Genomic DNA, 15572 nt, shown 5'->3' with positions numbered 1-15572 from the left:
TAGGAAGCTGAGACGGATGAACAATAGGTAATGGGTGAAATGAAAAGCGAATTGCGCCGCGTGGCGTTCGGGTTGATGCTGCTGGGACTTTACGGCTGCGGCCTGAAAGGTCCCCTTTATTTTCCGCCGGCGGACAAAAGCGAACAAAAGCATCAACTGACGACCACGCCGTCCTCGACCCAGTCGCCGGTACAGACTGCGTCCCCCGGGGATGACGGTAGCAGCACCGCCGTTGGGACCGAGACCGAACAGCCGTAATCGCGCCGCAGTCGCTTCCTGCCGGAAGAAGCGCTATGCTGCGTTATCGGCTACTCAGCGGAGTGGGATATGCAGTTCTCCAAAATGCACGGCCTGGGTAACGACTTTATGGTCGTGGATGCCGTGACGCAAAATGTCTATTTCTCACCCGAAATGATCCGCCGCTTGTCGGACCGACATTGCGGCGTGGGGTTTGATCAATTGCTGGTGGTGGAACCGCCCTATGATCCGGAACTGGATTTCCATTATCGTATTTTCAACGCCGACGGCAGCGAAGTGGCGCAGTGCGGCAACGGTGCCCGCTGTTTTGTCCGTTTCGTGCGCATGAAAAATTTGACCAACAAACGCGATATCCATGTCAGTACCCAAACGGGGCGCGTGGTGTTGACCGTCACCGAAGACGATTTGGTGCGCGTCAATATGGGTGAGCCGAATTTCGACCCGCAGCAGGTGCCGTTTCGCGCGGCCAGGGCTGAAAAAACCTATATTATGCGTGCGGCGGAGCAGACGGTGCTCTGCGGCGTGGTGTCCATGGGTAACCCGCACTGCGTGATTGCCGTGGACAGTGTAGACAACGCCCCGGTCGCGACGCTCGGACCGGTTTTGGAGAGCCACGAGCGTTTTCCAGAACGGGCCAATATCGGTTTCATGCAGGTGTTAGACCGCGGGCATATTCGCCTTCGGGTTTATGAACGCGGCGCAGGGGAAACCCAAGCCTGCGGCAGTGGCGCCTGTGCCGCGGTCGCGGTGGGGATCTCACAAGGCCAGCTGGCGGAACAGGTAGAGGTGGATCTCCCCGGCGGTCGGCTCGCCATCAGCTGGCGCGGACCGGGTCATTCACTGTACATGACCGGGCCGGCCACCCATGTCTATGACGGATTTATTCATCTATGAAGCAAGTCGGCGAACAGGCGGACAGCGCGCAAACGCTGGATGACGAACAGGTGGTGCAGTACTTGCTCACGCACCCGGAATTCTTTATCCGCAATGCCCGGGTTGTGGAGCAGATGGTGGTGCCGCATCCGGTGCGCGGCTGTGTGTCGCTGCTGGAATGGCAACTGGGGCGTCAGCGTGCCCATATTCAGCAGTTAGAGGACGATATCACCCGCCTCATGGAACACGCGACCACCAATGAGCCGCTGTTCTATCGTCTACTGCGGCTGCAGTCCGATCTGGCGGCGGCCGGCAGCCTGCAAGAGCTGCTTAATCGCCTGCAGCGCTGGGCGCGCGGCCTGGGACTCGCGGGCGCGCATGTGCGGCTGTTCAGCGACCAATGGCAGTTGGGCGCGCCATCTGGATTCACTCATCTGGCGCTGGCGCGCAGCGCGTTTGAGCCGCTGCGGATCCAGCTCCTTGGTCAGGACAACCATTATCTCGGCAAGCTGAACGGCCCGGAACTGCTGCTGCTGCTACCTCAGGTGCGGCAGATAGGCTCCGTCGCCATGTCGCTGCTGGGGGATGATGGCGCCATCGGCGTGCTGATGTTTACCAGCCGCGACAGCCAGCATTTCCAGGACGGGATGGGCACAGTGCTATTACAGCAGCTAGCCACACTGTTACCGGGCCTGCTGGAACGTTGGGTCAGCCGGGCATGACCGGCACCGGCTCTTTGCTGCAGCCCCAGGTAGACGCTTTCCTGTATTATCTGCGGGTGGAGCGGCAACTGAGCGCCAAAACGCGGGAAAGCTATCAGCGGCAGCTGTATACCATTATCGCCATGGTCGGTGAGATGGGGCTGACGGAATGGCGCCAGTTGGAGGTGAGCCAAGTGCGTGCGATGGCCGCGCGCAGCAAGCGTCATGGGCTGCAGTCCGCCAGTTTGGCGCTGCGCCTCTCCGCGCTGCGCAGCTTTCTCGACTGGCTGGTGAGCACCGACGCGCTGGGCGCAAATCCGGCACGCGGCGTTTCCGCGCCGCGCCGCGGTCGGCATTTGCCAAAAAACATGGATGTCGATGAAGTTGACCACCTGCTGAATATCGACACCCGCGATCCCTTGGCCCTGCGCGATCGCACGATGCTTGAAGTGATGTACGGCGCGGGCCTGCGTTTGGCGGAGCTGGTCGGTCTTAATTGCGCGGATGTGGATCTCGGCGGCGGCGAAGTCCGAGTGGTGGGTAAAGGCAACAAAGAGCGTAAATTGCCCATCGGCGCCACCGCCGTCACCTGGCTGACGCGCTGGTTAGCGTTACGTGACCGCTACGCGCCCAAGGATGATGCGGTGTTTATCGCCAACAGCGGACGCCGCATTTCGGCGCGCAGCGTACAAAAACGTTTCGCCGAATGGGGTGTGAAGCAAGGGGTGAACAGCCATATCCATCCCCATAAGCTGCGCCACTCCTTCGCCACCCATATGCTGGAGTCTAGCGGCAACTTGCGCGCGGTGCAGGAGCTGCTTGGCCACGCTAACCTCAGTACCACCCAGATATACACCCACCTCGATTTTCAGCATTTGGCATCGGTGTATGATGCCGCGCACCCACGAGCTAAACGGGAAAAAACCTGATGCATTTCTATCGTCCTTTGCGACCGCTGCGCGCGTTAACCTTTGATCTCGATGATACCCTGTACGATAACCTGCCGGTGATTGCCCGCACCGAATATGAGTCGGTGCGGTTCCTACAGCATTACCATCCTGCGCTGCGCGACCTGGGGCAAGAAGACTATCAGCGTTTGCGCCGTGAACTGCGTCAGCGCGAGCCGGAGATTTATCACGATGTGAGCCAGTGGCGCTGGCGCTCGATCGAATTGGCGATGCGTAACGCGGGGCTCAGCGAGCACGACGCGCGCGCCGGCGCCAATGCCGCCATGGAGGTCGTCTTGCGCTGGCGCAGCCAGATTGATGTCCCGGCAGACACGCACGAGACGCTGGCGGCCCTCGGCGCCCGCTGGCCGTTGGTGGCGATCACCAACGGCAACGCTTCTCCTGAGGTCTGCGGGTTGGCGGGCTATTTCAGCCACATTCTGCGCGCTGGCCCGGACGGCCGCGCCAAGCCCTGGCAGGATATGTACCATCTGGCGGCGACGCGGCTGAAGGTGCCCCCCGAGACTATTTTGCACGTGGGCGACGATCTGGAAGCGGATGTCACCGGAGCCATCCGCTATGGGATGCAGGCCTGCTGGATCAATGATCGCGGCGGCAATTTCGCCGCCGCCGATGCGCGTCTATTGCCGCATCTGGAAATTTCGCGATTGGCATCCCTGATAGCCTTGTTATAATCAACGTTAAATCTGTATAAATGACCAGTGTTTTGCCGCCGCCGGGCGGCGTTCCTCATCGCATGCTAAAGGCCACCTATGGACGTTTCTGATTTGCTCAACAGCTTGAACGACAAGCAACGGGAAGCCTTGGCGGCGCCGCGCGGTAATTTTCTGGTGCTGGCCGGCGCCGGCAGCGGCAAAACGCGGGTGCTGGTGCATCGTATCGCCTGGCTGCTGTCGGTGGAAAATTGCTCGCCTTATTCGGTAATGGCGGTCACCTTTACCAATAAGGCGGCGGCGGAGATGCGCCACCGTATCGAACATCTGGTGGGCACCAGCCAGGGCGGCATGTGGATCGGCACCTTCCATGGGCTGGCCCATCGCCTGTTGCGCGCCCACCATCAGGATGCCAACCTGCCGCAGGATTTTCAGATCCTCGATAGCGAAGATCAGCTGCGCTTGCTAAAACGCCTTATTCGCGCCATGAATCTGGATGAGAAACAGTGGCCGCCGCGCCAGGCGATGTGGTATATCGGCGGCAAAAAAGACGAGGGACTGCGTCCGCAGCATGTGGAGAGTTACGGCAACCCTGTAGAGGAGACCTGGCAACGCATCTATCAGGCCTATCAGGAAGCGTGCGACCGCGCCGGGTTGGTGGATTTTGCCGAGCTGCTGCTGCGCGCCCACGAGCTGTGGCTGAACAAGCCGCATATTCTGCGCCACTACCGCGAACGTTTTACCAATATTCTGGTGGACGAATTCCAGGATACCAACCAAATTCAGTACGCTTGGATCCGCATGCTGGCCGGCGATGACGGCAATGTGATGATCGTCGGCGACGATGACCAGTCGATCTACGGATGGCGCGGGGCGCAGGTAGAAAACATCCAGCGCTTCCTGGATGATTTCCCCGGCGCGCAGACCATTCGACTGGAGCAAAATTACCGCTCCACCAGCAATATCCTGCAGGCGGCCAACGCTCTTATCGCCCACAACGGCGGCCGGCTGGGCAAAAATTTGTGGACTGAGGGCGCCGAAGGCGAACCGATCACCATTTACTGCGCCTTTAACGAACTGGACGAGGCGCGCTTTGTGGTAAACCGCATCAAGGTAAGCCAGGAGCAGGGCGGGGCGCTTAAGGACTGCGCCATTCTGTATCGCAGCAACGCCCAGTCGCGCGTGCTGGAAGAGGCGCTGCTGCAAACGGGGTTGCCTTACCGGATTTATGGCGGTATGCGCTTCTTCGAGCGTCAGGAAATCAAGGATGCGCTGGCCTATTTGCGGCTTATCGCCAACCGCAACGATGACGCCGCCTATGAGCGGGTGGTCAATACGCCGACGCGCGGCCTCGGCGATCGCACCCTGGATGTCGTGCGTCAGACCGCCCGCGACCGGCAACTGACGCTGTGGCAGTCGAGCCGGGTGCTGCTCACGGAGCGCGTGCTGGCCGGCCGCGCCGCCGCCGCGCTGCAGCGGTTCTTGGAGCTGATTGATGAGCTGGCGGAAGAGACGGCGGAGCTGCCAATGCATGTGCAAACCGATCGGGTGATTAAAAACTCCGGCCTGTGGAGCATGTACGAGCAGGAAAAAGGGGAAAAGGGACAGGCGCGGATCGAGAACCTGGAAGAGCTGGTCACCGCTACCCGCCAGTTCAGCTACAACGATGAAGATCAGGATTTGCTGCCGCTACAGGCGTTCTTGTCTCACGCTGCCCTGGAGGCCGGCGATGGCCAGGCCGATGCCTATCAGGACGCGGTGCAATTAATGACGCTGCATTCCGCCAAAGGGCTGGAATTTCCCCAAGTGTTCATCGTCGGTATGGAAGAGGGCATGTTCCCCAGCCAAATGTCGCTGGACGAAGGCGGGCGCCTGGAAGAGGAGCGCCGCCTGGCGTATGTTGGCGTCACCCGGGCGATGGACAAGCTGACCATTACCTATGCCGAGACTCGCCGGCTGTACGGTAAAGATGCCTACCACCGGCCGTCGCGCTTTGTCGGCGAACTGCCGTCGGCGTGCGTGGAAGAAGTGCGCCTGCGCGCCAGCGTGACCCGTCCGGCCAGCCAGCAGCGCATCGGCGCGCCGTTGAGCGAAAGCGATAGCGGTTTCACCCTCGGTCAGCGGGTACGTCATCCGAAATTTGGCGAAGGCACGGTGGTCAATCTGGAAGGCAGCGGCGAACATAGCCGCCTGCAGATTGCGTTTCAAGGCCAGGGCATCAAATGGCTGGTGGCGGCTTACGCCCGCCTGGAAACCGTTTGAGGCCGTTGCGCGCCGCGCCATTGTACAGAAACTGACCAAACGGTTTTTCTCACGTATTGACAGTCTTTTTCTTCTCGGCGTAACATGCGCGCACTACTATTAGGAGAGGATTACGCCTTGGACACCCCCAGTAGATACTGGCTCGATAATCTGTTTATCAGGTACATCCACTAAGGCTGCCTCCAGCGCTGGCCGCCTCAGTGGTTGTCAGCGACCTTCAATTAGTGTCGCGCAGAGTCGGATCTTTGACGGTCTGAAACTCGACGGTGACTCCTCACCCCGTATTTCTGTGATCTAATGCGTTTCCCGTTGGTTACCGTGAAGGAAACGAGGGCGTATGCTTAACGCATTTCAACTGGAAAACCATCGTTTATCGCGTCTGGACGCCGATGAGCTGGGCACCCTACCTGAATCGGTATGGGTTGATCTGATCGAGCCCGGCGATGATGAGCGCGAACGGGTGCAGCACGAGCTGGGACAGAGTCTGACGACGCGCCTGGAGCTGGAGGATATCGAAGCGTCCGCCCGCTTTTTCGAGGACGAGGACGGGTTGCATATCCACTCCTTCTTCTTTTATGCCGACGCCGAAGATCACGCCGGTAATGCCACCGTGGCGTTTACTATCCGCGACGGTCGGCTTTACACCCTGCGCGAGCGAGAATTGCCGGCGTTTCGCCTGTACCGCATGCGTACCCGCAGTCAAACGCTGATAGACGGCAACGCCTACGAGCTGCTGCTGGATTTGTTCGAGACGAAAATCGAGCAATTGGCGGACGAGATTGAAAATATCTACAGCGATTTGGAGGCTTTGAGCCTGGTCATCATGGATGGCCGCCAGGGCGATGAGTATGACAATGCGCTCTCCACGCTCGCCGAGCTTGAGGATGTGGGCTGGAAAGTCAGGCTGTGCCTGATGGATACCCAGCGGGCGCTGAACTTTATGGTGCGCAAGGCGCGACTACCGTCAGGGCAGCTGGAGCAGGCGCGGGAGGTGCTGCGCGATATCGAGTCGCTGTTGCCCCATAACGAATCGCTGTTCCAGAAGGTGAACTTCTTGATGCAGGCGGCAATGGGCTTTATCAATATCGAGCAGAACCGCATCATCAAAATATTCTCGGTGGTCTCGGTGGTTTTCCTGCCGCCGACCTTGGTTGCCTCCAGTTATGGAATGAACTTCGAGTTTATGCCCGAGATCAGATGGTCTTTCGGCTATCCGGGCGCCATTATGCTGATGATTTTGGCCGGGCTGGCGCCGTATTTGTATTTCAAACGCAAAAACTGGCTGTAGGGAGCGGCGAAGGTGGAGACGGCGGCTGGCCAAGGCGCCGCTCCGGACGCAGGATATTTTCCTCCGCGGCCGCAATATGATAAAACGGCTACTTACGCCTGCTTTGAAACGACCTTCATTCATGAAAGCTTTGCCGGTTTATCTTCAATGGTTGATCCTGCGGGCGTGTTCGCTGGCGCTGGGATTTATCCTGCAACATTACCACGTTCACGCCGCATTGCTGCTTGGACCCATGATGGTCGGTCTGGTGATGGCTTTGTCCGGCGCCCGCATCGCCATCTCGCCCAAGGTGTTTATCGGTTGCCAGGCCATCCTGGGGTGCATGATAGCCGGTGCCCTCTCCCCTTCCATTCTGTCGGTGCTGGTGAGCGACTGGTTACCTGTGGTGTTGACGCTGGCGGTCACGCTGCTGGCCAGCGGCTTGTCGGGCTGGTTGCTGGTAAGATTCAGCAGCCTGCCTGGGCCGACCGGCGCCTGGGCCGACCGGCGCCTGGGGCGCGTCGCCGGGTGGCGCGTCGGCGATGGTGGCGATGGCGGGGGACTTCGGCGCCGATGTGCGGCTGGTGGCGTTTATGCAATATTTGCGGGTGTTGTTCGTCGCCACCGCCGCGGCGGCGGTGGCGCATATTGCGCTAGGCGAACAGGGGGCTGTCGCACCGGCGGTGACGTGGTTCCCCCCGTTGGACGCTCGCTTTATCGCCACGCTGGCGGTGGCGGTCGTGGGGGCGATACTCGGCCGACGGCTGCGTATACCCGCCGGCCCGCTGCTGCTACCGATGGTGGCCGGGGCCACGCTGCACGCCACCGGCACGCTGACGCTGCAAGTGCCGGAATGGCTGCTGGCGCTGGCCTACGCGTTTATCGGCTAGAGCGTCGGCCTGCGCTTCACCCGCGCTATCGTGCTGTTGGCGCTGAAGACGCTACCGCAGATGCTGGCGTCCATCGCCGGCCTGATGCTGCTGTGCGGCGCCATGGCCTGGCTATTGACCAAACTGCTGCCGGTGGATTTGCTGACCGCTTATTTGGCCACCAGCCCGGGTGGCTTGGATACCGTGGCGATTATCGCCGCCGGCAGTCAGGTAAATACCGGTTTCGTTATGGCGATGCAAAGCCTGCGTTTATTCGCCATTCTGCTGTTCGGGCCGGCGATGGCGCGTTTTATTTCGCGCACCTCCGTCCGCCGCCCGACCAGCCAGTCGCGCAATTGACGCAGCGTCAGGCGGCCGAGAACCGCCGACGCTGGAGCAGAATGGCGTCGGTAACGAAAACCCCTAGCGCCAGCCAGATAAAGGCGAAGGTATAGAGCTTATCGGCGCTTAACGCCTCGCCATAAAATCCCACCGCCAGCAGGAACATTAACGTCGGCCCGAGATACTGGAAAAACCCCAGCGTCGACAGCCGCAGCCGGTTGGCGGCGGCGGTAAACAGCAGCAGCGGCACCGTGGTCAGCACGCCCGCACAGGCGAGTAGCAAATTAAGATGCCAGCCGTTGGCGCCGAGATGGCTGGTCGGGCTATCGGCTACAATAAACAAATAATAGGCGGCCGCCGGCAGCAGCCAGAGGGTTTCAATGAGCATGCCGGTTTGCGCGTCGATGCCGATCTTTTTGCGCAACAGGCCATACAGCGCGAAAGTGAGCGCCAGCCATAGGGCGATAAGCGGCAGTGAACCGAACATCCACAGCTGTACCAGCACGCCGGCGGACGCCAGTACCATCGCGAACCACTGCAGCCGGCGGAAACGTTCGCCCAAAAACAGCATGCCGAGCAGCACGTTGACCAACGGGTTGATAAAATAGCCGAGGCTGGCTTCCAGCATATGGTGGTGATTGACCGCCCAGATAAACAGCAGCCAGTTGCTACCGATCAGCACAGAGGTCAACGCCAGCGTAAGCAGCAATTTGCCGCGCCGTAAAGACTGGCGCAACTGCGGCCAGCGGCGGCCGAGGCTCAGCAGCACCAGCATAAACACCACCGACCAGAGAATACGGTGCGCGATAATTTCGTTGGCGGGCACCTGGGCTATCAATTTGAAATAGGCGGGTGCCAGGCCCCAGATAAAATAGGCGCCGAGAGCGCACAACACACCCTGGCGGGCGCTATTGTCACTCATTGGTCAGCCTACCAGATAGTTAGCGGTGGCGGTGGCGAGATGATGCCCCCGATTGTTGTGCAGCTCCGCGCGCGCCACGGAAATCTTGTTGCCGCCGCGCAGCAGATGGCTGGTAACGATAAACCGCTCGCCGTGACCGGGTAGCAGATAATTCACCCGCATGTCGATAGTCCCCATGCGCGCCAAGCGATGGCGCAGATCCTGCTCCGATAGCGCGCTGGTCACGCAAGTGATCCCGGCGACGACGTCGAGCACTGACGCGATCACTCCGCCGTGCAGAATGCGCTGCAGGGCGTTGCCCACCAGCTTTTCATCGCGCTCAAATTCGAGTTGTGCGGCGTCGTTCTCATGGCGGGTGAGTTTCAAACCCAATTCGCGGTTGAACGGCATATGATAGACAAAGATATCCCCTATCAAACGGCGGACGTGATCGGCGGTAAGCGGGGTTGCAGACATAGTTAATTCCGGATTGGGGCAACGCTTGATGCGCGGAATAATGTAATATTTATGTTCATAGTATGCTTAATTAATGTGGCTTACCAGCCTCGGGTGGCGGCGTTAACTTTAGGCAGTTTTCCCTAAAACAAAGTTCCAAGAGCGTGTAAAATGATTAGCTTTGAATGCTTGTGTTGATGGGTTACGCGCTTTCGGAGAACATTTTATGCGCAAACTTTGGGGGGCAACCGCTCTCTTGCTGGGATCGACTTCTTTCGTTTACGCCCAAGAAGCCACGGTTGAGAAGATCCATGATACACCGGCGGTGAAGGGAAGCATTATTGCCAATCTGTTACAGGAGCACGACAATCCCTTCACGCTGTATCCGTACGAGAGCAACTACCTGCTCTACACCTATACCAGCAACATCAACAAACAGGCGATAAGCAGCTACGATTGGGCCAACAACGCCAAAAAAGACGAAGTGGCTTTCCAATTAAGCCTGGGATTTCCGCTGTGGCGCGGTATCGCGGGCGATAATTTGTTGCTGGGCGCGTCCTATACCCAGCGTTCCTGGTGGCAGTTATCCAACAGTGAAGAATCGTCGCCCTTTCGCGAAACCAATTATGAACCTCAGCTGTTCATTGGCTGGGCAACGGATTATGATTTCGCAGGCTGGACCTTGCGCGATGTGGAGATGGGCTTGAACCTGAACCATAAATCCAACGGCCGCTCGGATCCCACCTCGCGCAGCTGGAACCGCGCCTATACGCGGCTGATGGCGCAAAACGGTAACTGGCAGGTAGAAGTGAAGCAGTGGCTGCGGCTGGATGACAGCAGCGATAACCCCGATATTATTAAGTACATGGGTTATTACCGGTTGAAGATAGGTTATGCCTGGGGTGAAAGCATCTTCAGCGCGGAAGGACGCTACAACTGGAACAGCGGCTACGGTGGCGCGCAGGTGGGCTGGAGCTATCCCGTCAGCCGGCACGTCCGTTTTTATACTCAGGTGTTTAGCGGCTATGGCGAGTCGTTAATCGATTATAATCATCGCCAGACACGTATCGGGATGGGCTTTATGCTCAATGATATGGTGTAATTCATAGGGACTTAACCACGGACGCCGCTGCGGCGTTCGTCTGAAGACAAAGATGGAGCAGATGTGTCTACGGCGGAAATAATACAGCGGGAAGCGTTGGCGGAGCAGGTGTTGCACGACACCTTCGGCTACCAGCATTTTCGGCCGGGCCAGCAAGCGATCATTCACGCGGTGCTCAGCGGCCGCGACTGCCTGGTGGTGATGCCCACCGGCGGCGGTAAATCGCTGTGCTATCAGATCCCCGCCCTGGTGATGGACGGTCTGACGCTGGTGGTTTCGCCGCTGATTTCGCTGATGAAGGACCAGGTCGATCAACTGCTGGCCAACGGCGTCGCGGCGGCCTGCCTGAACTCCACCCAGAGCCGCGAGCAGCAGTACGAGATAATGTCGGCGTGCCGCGCCGGGCGCATTAAAATGCTCTACATCGCCCCCGAGCGTCTGATGATGGACAATATGCTCGAGCAATTGCAGCAGTGGCGGCTGGCGATGATCGCGGTGGACGAGGCGCACTGCATTTCCCAATGGGGACATGACTTCCGCCCGGAATACCGTGCGCTCGGGCAAATAAAACGGCATTTTGCCACGTTGCCGTTCCTCGCGCTGACCGCCACCGCGGACGAAGCCACGCGGCAGGATATTCTGCGCTTGCTGGATTTGCGCGAGCCGCTAATCCAGCTCAGCAGCTTTGACCGTCCCAATATCCGCTACACGTTGGTGGAAAAGTACAAACCCTTTGAGCAACTCTGGCACTTTGTACAGGGCCAGCGTGGCAAAAGCGGAATTATTTATTGCAATAGCCGTTCGCGGGTGGAAGATTTGAGCGCGCGTTTGCAAAGCCGCGGCTTCAGCGTGGCCGCCTATCACGCCGGCCTGGAAAACGATCGCCGCGCTCAGGTGCAAGAGGCGTTTCAGCGTGACGATTTGCAGGTGGTGGTGGCGACGGTCGCCTTTGGCATGGGCATCAATAAGCCCAACGTGCGCTTTGTGCTGCACTTCGACATCCCTCGCGCCATCGAATCCTATTACCAGGAAACCGGGCGCGCCGGCCGCGACGGTCTGCCGGCCGAAGCCATTTTGCTGTATGATCCAGCGGACATGGCCTGGCTGCGGCGCTGTCTGGAAGAGAAACCCGCCGGTCAGCAGCAGGACATCGAGCGTCATAAGCTTAACGCCATGGGCGCCTTCGCCGAGGCGCAGACCTGCCGGCGGCTGGTGCTGCTGAACTATTTCGGCGAAGGCCGTCAGATGGCATGCGGCAACTGCGACATCTGCCTCGATCCGCCCAAGCGCTACGATGGGCTGGAGGAAGCACGCAAAGCGCTCTCCTGCATTTACCGGGTCGGGCAGCGTTTTGGTATGGCCTATGTTGTTGAGGTGCTTAGAGGCGCTAACAGCCAGCGTATCCGCGAAAATGCCCATGACCGGCTGCCGGTTTACGGTATCGGCCGCGAGCGCAGCAATGAGCATTGGATAAGCGTGCTGCGGCAATTGATCCATCTGGGGCTGGTCAGCCAGAATATCACGCAGCATTCGGCGTTACAGCTAACAGAGTCAGCGCGGCCGGTGCTCAGGGGCGAGGTGGGCTTGATGCTGGCGGAGCCGCGGGTGACCAATCTGAAAACCCGCGCGACCCCCAAAACCTACGGCGGCAACTATGACCGCCCGCTGTTCGCCAAGCTGCGCAAGCTGCGTAAAACGCTGGCGGACGAGGCCAATGTCCCGCCTTATGTGGTGTTTAATGACGCTACGCTTTTGGAGATGGCCGAGCAGCTGCCCACCGACAGCGGTCAGATGCTGCGGGTCAATGGGGTGGGGAACCGCAAGCTGGAGCGTTTCGGTCTGCCGTTCCTGGCCCTAATACGTGAACACCTGTCCGGTGAGGACTCGCTGCCGCCGCTGCGTTGACGGCGGTAAGGCCGACAGGTTCGCCAGGCTTTGGCAGCGTCGTCCCGGGTAAATCCCCTCTGACGCGCGTGGCGCCATGGTTTTTGATTTATTTAACGCCATGTGAGGCTACCGTCACCCTCTGACGTGGGGCATGGCTATGATTTATTTAACGCCATGTGCGGTTACCGTCACCCTCTGACATGGGGGCGTCATGGCTATGATTATTTAACGCCATGCGCGGTTACCGTCACCCTCTGACATGGGGGCGTCATGGCTATGATTTATATAACGCCATGTGTGGTTATCGTCACTCCCTGACGCGCGGGGCATTATGCCTGGGCGTTTTATTTCTGGAGCAGGAAAACTATGTTTATGCTGTTTGTTACCGTGGCGCTGGTGCACCTGATTGCCCTGATGTCGCCCGGTCCCGATTTCTTTTTCGTCTCGCAGACGGCCGCCAGCCGCTCGCGCCGCCAGGCGATGTACGGCGTCCTGGGCATCACCCTCGGGGTAGCCATCTGGGCGGCGGTGGCGCTGTTGGGGCTGCATTTGCTGTTAAGCCGCATGGCATGGCTGCACAGCCTGATTACCGTCGGCGGCGGTCTGTATCTTTGCTGGATGGGCTGGCAATTGATGCGCGCCGCGCGCCGACAGGCACCCGCGGGTGCCGTGCCGACGATGGAGGTTGCCGCTGGTGCTGGTCGGGAACATCGTTTTTTGCGCGGTTTGTTAACCAATCTGGCCGACCCCAAGGCGGTCATTTACTTTGGTAGCGTATTCTCGCTCTTCGTTGGCGATGATGTTGGCGCCGGCGCCCGCTTGGGGATATTTGCCCTGATTTTAGGTGAAACCCTTTTGTGGTTTTCCCTGGTGGCGGTGGTATTCGCCCTGCCGGCGATGCGCCGCGGCTATCAGCGTCTTGCGCGCTGGATTGATGGCGTGGCCGGGGTGTTGTTTGCCGGCTTCGGCATTAATCTCATTCTGTCGCGCTGAGACGTTGCCGGGCGATGTGCCGGGTGCGTAACGCGGCGTGGCTAACCCGCGAACGGCAATTTGCCGCCTTCTCCGCCGGCGAGCTGCTGGATTTTTGGCGCGGGCGGGAAGAAGGGGAATTTGCCGGCGCGCAGTCGCTGCCGATCCGCTTTGTGCGCTTTTGTGCCCCCGACCATGATAAAGTGGTGGTCATCAGCACCGGCCGTATTGAAAGCTATGTCAAATACCCGGAAGTGGCTTATGATCTGTTCCAGTGCGGCTATGATGTATTGATTATTGATCACCGTGGACAAGGGCTTTCCGGGCGATTGCTGGCGGACAGCCACCGCGGGCATGTATTGCAGTTCGCTGATTATGTCAGCGATTTCGCCCACTTCTGGCAGCGGGTTGTCCAACCGGCCGGCTACCGTCGGCGCTTCGCGCTGGCGCACTCCATGGGCGGCGCCATATTGGCGCTGTTTCTGGCCGAGCAGCCGGACGCTTGCCACGCCGCCGCGCTGTGCGCACCCATGTTCGGGCTGCGCTTGCCGATGCCGCGCTGGATGGCCTGGCGGATCCTGGAGTGGGCGGAAGCGCGGCCGGCCATGCGCGATCGCTATGCGGTAGGCACCGGCGCCTGGCGGCCCCGGCCGTTCATGGTCAATATGCTGACGCATAGCTGTCAGCGTTATCGCCGCAATTTGCGCTATTACGCCGATTACCCGGAGCTGCAGCTGGGCGGCCCCACTTACCATTGGGTGCGTGAAGGCATGTTGGCCGGCCAGCAGGTGTTGGCGCAGGCCGGGTCTATCACCACGCCGGTGCTGCTGCTGCAGGCCGGAGAAGAAAAAATCGTCGACAACCGTAGCCATTGGGCGTTCTGTCAGGCCATGGCCCGGGCGGGTCATCCTTGTGAAAATAACGGCCCGATAACGATGGCTGGCGCGCGTCACGAAATTTTATTCGAGACAGACCCGCTGCGCGCGCAGGCGCTCACGATAATCGCTGATTTCTTTATGCGGCATCATTAATTTGCGGCGCTGGTTTCGCCGCATACACCAGAGGTTATATCGCCCCATGTTTCATATTGTTGCGTCCGATCTAGATGGCACACTGCTTTCACCGGCCCACAGGCTTACCCCCTACACCAAACAAACCCTGCAGCTGCTGACCGCGCGCGGGATCCACTTCGTGTTCGCCACCGGCCGCCACCATGTGGATGTAGCGCAGATGCGCGCCAATCTGGAAATTGACGCCTATATGATAACCTCTAACGGCGCGCGGGTGCACAACACCGCCGGCGAGCTGATCTTCTCCCACAATCTGGACGAGGACATTGCTGGAGAGTTGTTTAGCGTAGTGCATCAGGACCCGAAAATCCTGACCAATGTCTTTCACAATGATGAATGGTTTATGAACCGCAATCGCGCCGATCAGGAAGATTTTTTCCGCGAATCCACCTTCAAATATCAGGTGTATCAGCAAGGTGGACTGCCCACGGACGGCATTTGCAAAGTGTATTTCACCTGCGACGATCATCAGCAGCTGCTGGTATTGGAAGAGGCGCTCAATGCGCGCTGGGGCGATCGGGTCAACGTCAGCTTTTCACTGCCGGTTTGCCTGGAGGTCATGGCGGGCGGGGTTTCCAAGGGGCACGCGCTGCGGCAAGTGGCCGGTTTGCTGGGCTATAAACTGCAGGATTGCATTTCTTTCGGCGATGGGATGAATGATCAAGAAATGCTGGCGATGGCTGGTAAAGGCTGCATCATGCAAAACGCCCAGCAGCGTCTCAAGGAGGCATTGCCGGCCCTGGAGATCATCGGCAGCAACGAGGACGACGCGGTTCCCCGTTATCTGCGGACAATGTATCTGGGCAGGCAGTAAAAAGATCTTTACAAGTGCGAATGATAATGATTACTATTGTCGTGCTTACCGGCCATTGCGATACTGGCACGGGAGCACGACATTGCTCACATTGCTTCCAGTAATTTCAGCCAGCCTGTGCGCTGGCTTTTTTTTCCCCGGTTTGTCCATTGATGCGACATTTTGGTTCTAATTTTT

General features: G+C 59.1%; 14 protein-coding genes and 1 pseudogene. 13 read left to right on the top strand and 2 right to left on the bottom strand.

Annotation, left to right across the window (positions count from 1 at the left end):
* The first annotated feature begins 39 nt into the window (after window positions 1–39).
* The 8 genes and pseudogenes from lptM to JZM24_RS05880 all read left to right on the top strand — a co-directional run bounded on the left by lptM (window position 40) and on the right by JZM24_RS05880 (window position 8211).
* Window positions 40–258, top strand: a complete 219-nt coding sequence (lptM, locus tag JZM24_RS05915) for an LPS translocon maturation chaperone LptM (protein WP_215669007.1) — start codon at window positions 40–42, stop codon at window positions 256–258.
* 69 nt (window positions 259–327) lie between these two features.
* Window positions 328–1152: a diaminopimelate epimerase gene (gene dapF / locus JZM24_RS05910; protein ID WP_215669006.1), complete on the top strand. Its 825-nt coding sequence runs from the start codon at window positions 328–330 to the stop codon at window positions 1150–1152.
* The gene (locus tag JZM24_RS05905; protein ID WP_215669005.1) at window positions 1149–1853 is read left to right on the top strand and encodes a DUF484 domain-containing protein; all 705 of its coding nucleotides are present in this window, start codon (window positions 1149–1151) and stop codon (window positions 1851–1853) included. Before dapF ends, JZM24_RS05905 begins: the two co-directional genes overlap by 4 nt.
* The gene (xerC, locus tag JZM24_RS05900) at window positions 1850–2761 is read left to right on the top strand and encodes a tyrosine recombinase XerC (RefSeq protein ID WP_215669004.1); all 912 of its coding nucleotides are present in this window, start codon (window positions 1850–1852) and stop codon (window positions 2759–2761) included. Before JZM24_RS05905 ends, xerC begins: the two co-directional genes overlap by 4 nt.
* Window positions 2761–3474, top strand: coding sequence for a 5-amino-6-(5-phospho-D-ribitylamino)uracil phosphatase YigB (yigB, locus tag JZM24_RS05895; protein WP_215669003.1), 714 nt, complete (start codon window positions 2761–2763; stop codon window positions 3472–3474). Before xerC ends, yigB begins: the two co-directional genes overlap by 1 nt.
* A 78-nt stretch (window positions 3475–3552) precedes the next feature.
* Window positions 3553–5715: a DNA helicase II gene (gene uvrD, locus JZM24_RS05890; RefSeq protein ID WP_215669002.1), complete on the top strand. Its 2163-nt coding sequence runs from the start codon at window positions 3553–3555 to the stop codon at window positions 5713–5715.
* Window positions 5716–6052: 337 nt separating this feature from the next.
* Entirely contained in the window at window positions 6053–7003 is a 951-nt protein-coding gene (gene corA, locus JZM24_RS05885; protein ID WP_215669001.1) for a magnesium/cobalt transporter CorA, read from the top strand.
* A 121-nt stretch (window positions 7004–7124) separates the two neighbouring features.
* A pseudogene (locus JZM24_RS05880) lies at window positions 7125–8211 on the top strand (AbrB family protein).
* A 7-nt stretch (window positions 8212–8218) separates the two neighbouring features.
* Here the strand turns inward: JZM24_RS05880 and rarD are convergent.
* Both rarD and JZM24_RS05870 read right to left on the bottom strand, forming a co-directional pair.
* Window positions 8219–9115: an EamA family transporter RarD gene (rarD, locus tag JZM24_RS05875; protein ID WP_215669000.1), complete on the bottom strand. Its 897-nt coding sequence runs from the start codon at window positions 9113–9115 to the stop codon at window positions 8219–8221.
* Window positions 9116–9118: 3 nt separating this feature from the next.
* On the bottom strand, window positions 9119–9571 hold the full coding sequence (locus JZM24_RS05870; RefSeq protein ID WP_215668999.1) for a thioesterase family protein: 453 nt from the start codon (window positions 9569–9571) through the stop codon (window positions 9119–9121).
* A gap of 205 nt (window positions 9572–9776) precedes the next feature.
* Here JZM24_RS05870 and pldA point away from each other — a divergent pair, with 205 nt between their 5' ends.
* The 5 genes from pldA (at window position 9777) to yigL (ending at window position 15395) form a co-directional block, all read left to right on the top strand.
* The gene (gene pldA, locus JZM24_RS05865; RefSeq protein ID WP_215668998.1) at window positions 9777–10652 is read left to right on the top strand and encodes a phospholipase A; all 876 of its coding nucleotides are present in this window, start codon (window positions 9777–9779) and stop codon (window positions 10650–10652) included.
* Between the two features lie 63 nt (window positions 10653–10715).
* Window positions 10716–12557: an ATP-dependent DNA helicase RecQ gene (gene recQ, locus JZM24_RS05860; protein ID WP_215668997.1), complete on the top strand. Its 1842-nt coding sequence runs from the start codon at window positions 10716–10718 to the stop codon at window positions 12555–12557.
* 348 nt (window positions 12558–12905) lie between these two features.
* On the top strand, window positions 12906–13532 hold the full coding sequence (rhtC, locus tag JZM24_RS05855; RefSeq protein WP_215668996.1) for a threonine export protein RhtC: 627 nt from the start codon (window positions 12906–12908) through the stop codon (window positions 13530–13532).
* Window positions 13533–13546: 14 nt separating this feature from the next.
* Window positions 13547–14542, top strand: coding sequence for a lysophospholipase L2 (gene pldB, locus JZM24_RS05850; protein ID WP_215668995.1), 996 nt, complete (start codon window positions 13547–13549; stop codon window positions 14540–14542).
* A 46-nt stretch (window positions 14543–14588) separates the two neighbouring features.
* The gene (gene yigL, locus JZM24_RS05845; protein ID WP_215668994.1) at window positions 14589–15395 is read left to right on the top strand and encodes a sugar/pyridoxal phosphate phosphatase YigL; all 807 of its coding nucleotides are present in this window, start codon (window positions 14589–14591) and stop codon (window positions 15393–15395) included.
* Window positions 15396–15572 lie beyond the last annotated feature (177 nt).

Origin of the sequence: Candidatus Sodalis endolongispinus (assembly GCF_018777395.1) — a bacterium.
Classification (GTDB): Bacteria; Pseudomonadota; Gammaproteobacteria; order Enterobacterales; family Enterobacteriaceae; genus Sodalis_B; species Sodalis_B endolongispinus.
Note: the sequence above shows the minus strand (reverse complement) of the source record. Positions and strands in the feature narration are given on the sequence as shown.

Bases quoted from the DNA above. Each gene is read 5' to 3' on its own strand.
- JZM24_RS05905 (WP_215669005.1), top strand. From the start codon at position 1,149: ATGAAGCAAGTCGGCGAACAGGCGGACAGCGCGCAAACGCTGGATGAC.
- pldA (WP_215668998.1), top strand. From the start codon at position 9,777: ATGCGCAAACTTTGGGGGGCAACCGCTCTCTTGCTGGGATCGACTTCT.
- JZM24_RS05870 (WP_215668999.1), bottom strand. From the start codon at position 9,571: ATGTCTGCAACCCCGCTTACCGCCGATCACGTCCGCCGTTTGATAGGG.
- yigB (WP_215669003.1), top strand. From the start codon at position 2,761: ATGCATTTCTATCGTCCTTTGCGACCGCTGCGCGCGTTAACCTTTGAT.
- corA (WP_215669001.1), top strand. From the start codon at position 6,053: ATGCTTAACGCATTTCAACTGGAAAACCATCGTTTATCGCGTCTGGAC.
- rhtC (WP_215668996.1), top strand. From the start codon at position 12,906: ATGTTTATGCTGTTTGTTACCGTGGCGCTGGTGCACCTGATTGCCCTG.
- dapF (WP_215669006.1), top strand. From the start codon at position 328: ATGCAGTTCTCCAAAATGCACGGCCTGGGTAACGACTTTATGGTCGTG.
- xerC (WP_215669004.1), top strand. From the start codon at position 1,850: ATGACCGGCACCGGCTCTTTGCTGCAGCCCCAGGTAGACGCTTTCCTG.
- uvrD (WP_215669002.1), top strand. From the start codon at position 3,553: ATGGACGTTTCTGATTTGCTCAACAGCTTGAACGACAAGCAACGGGAA.
- pldB (WP_215668995.1), top strand. From the start codon at position 13,547: ATGTGCCGGGTGCGTAACGCGGCGTGGCTAACCCGCGAACGGCAATTT.
- lptM (WP_215669007.1), top strand. From the start codon at position 40: ATGAAAAGCGAATTGCGCCGCGTGGCGTTCGGGTTGATGCTGCTGGGA.
- rarD (WP_215669000.1), bottom strand. From the start codon at position 9,115: ATGAGTGACAATAGCGCCCGCCAGGGTGTGTTGTGCGCTCTCGGCGCC.
- yigL (WP_215668994.1), top strand. From the start codon at position 14,589: ATGTTTCATATTGTTGCGTCCGATCTAGATGGCACACTGCTTTCACCG.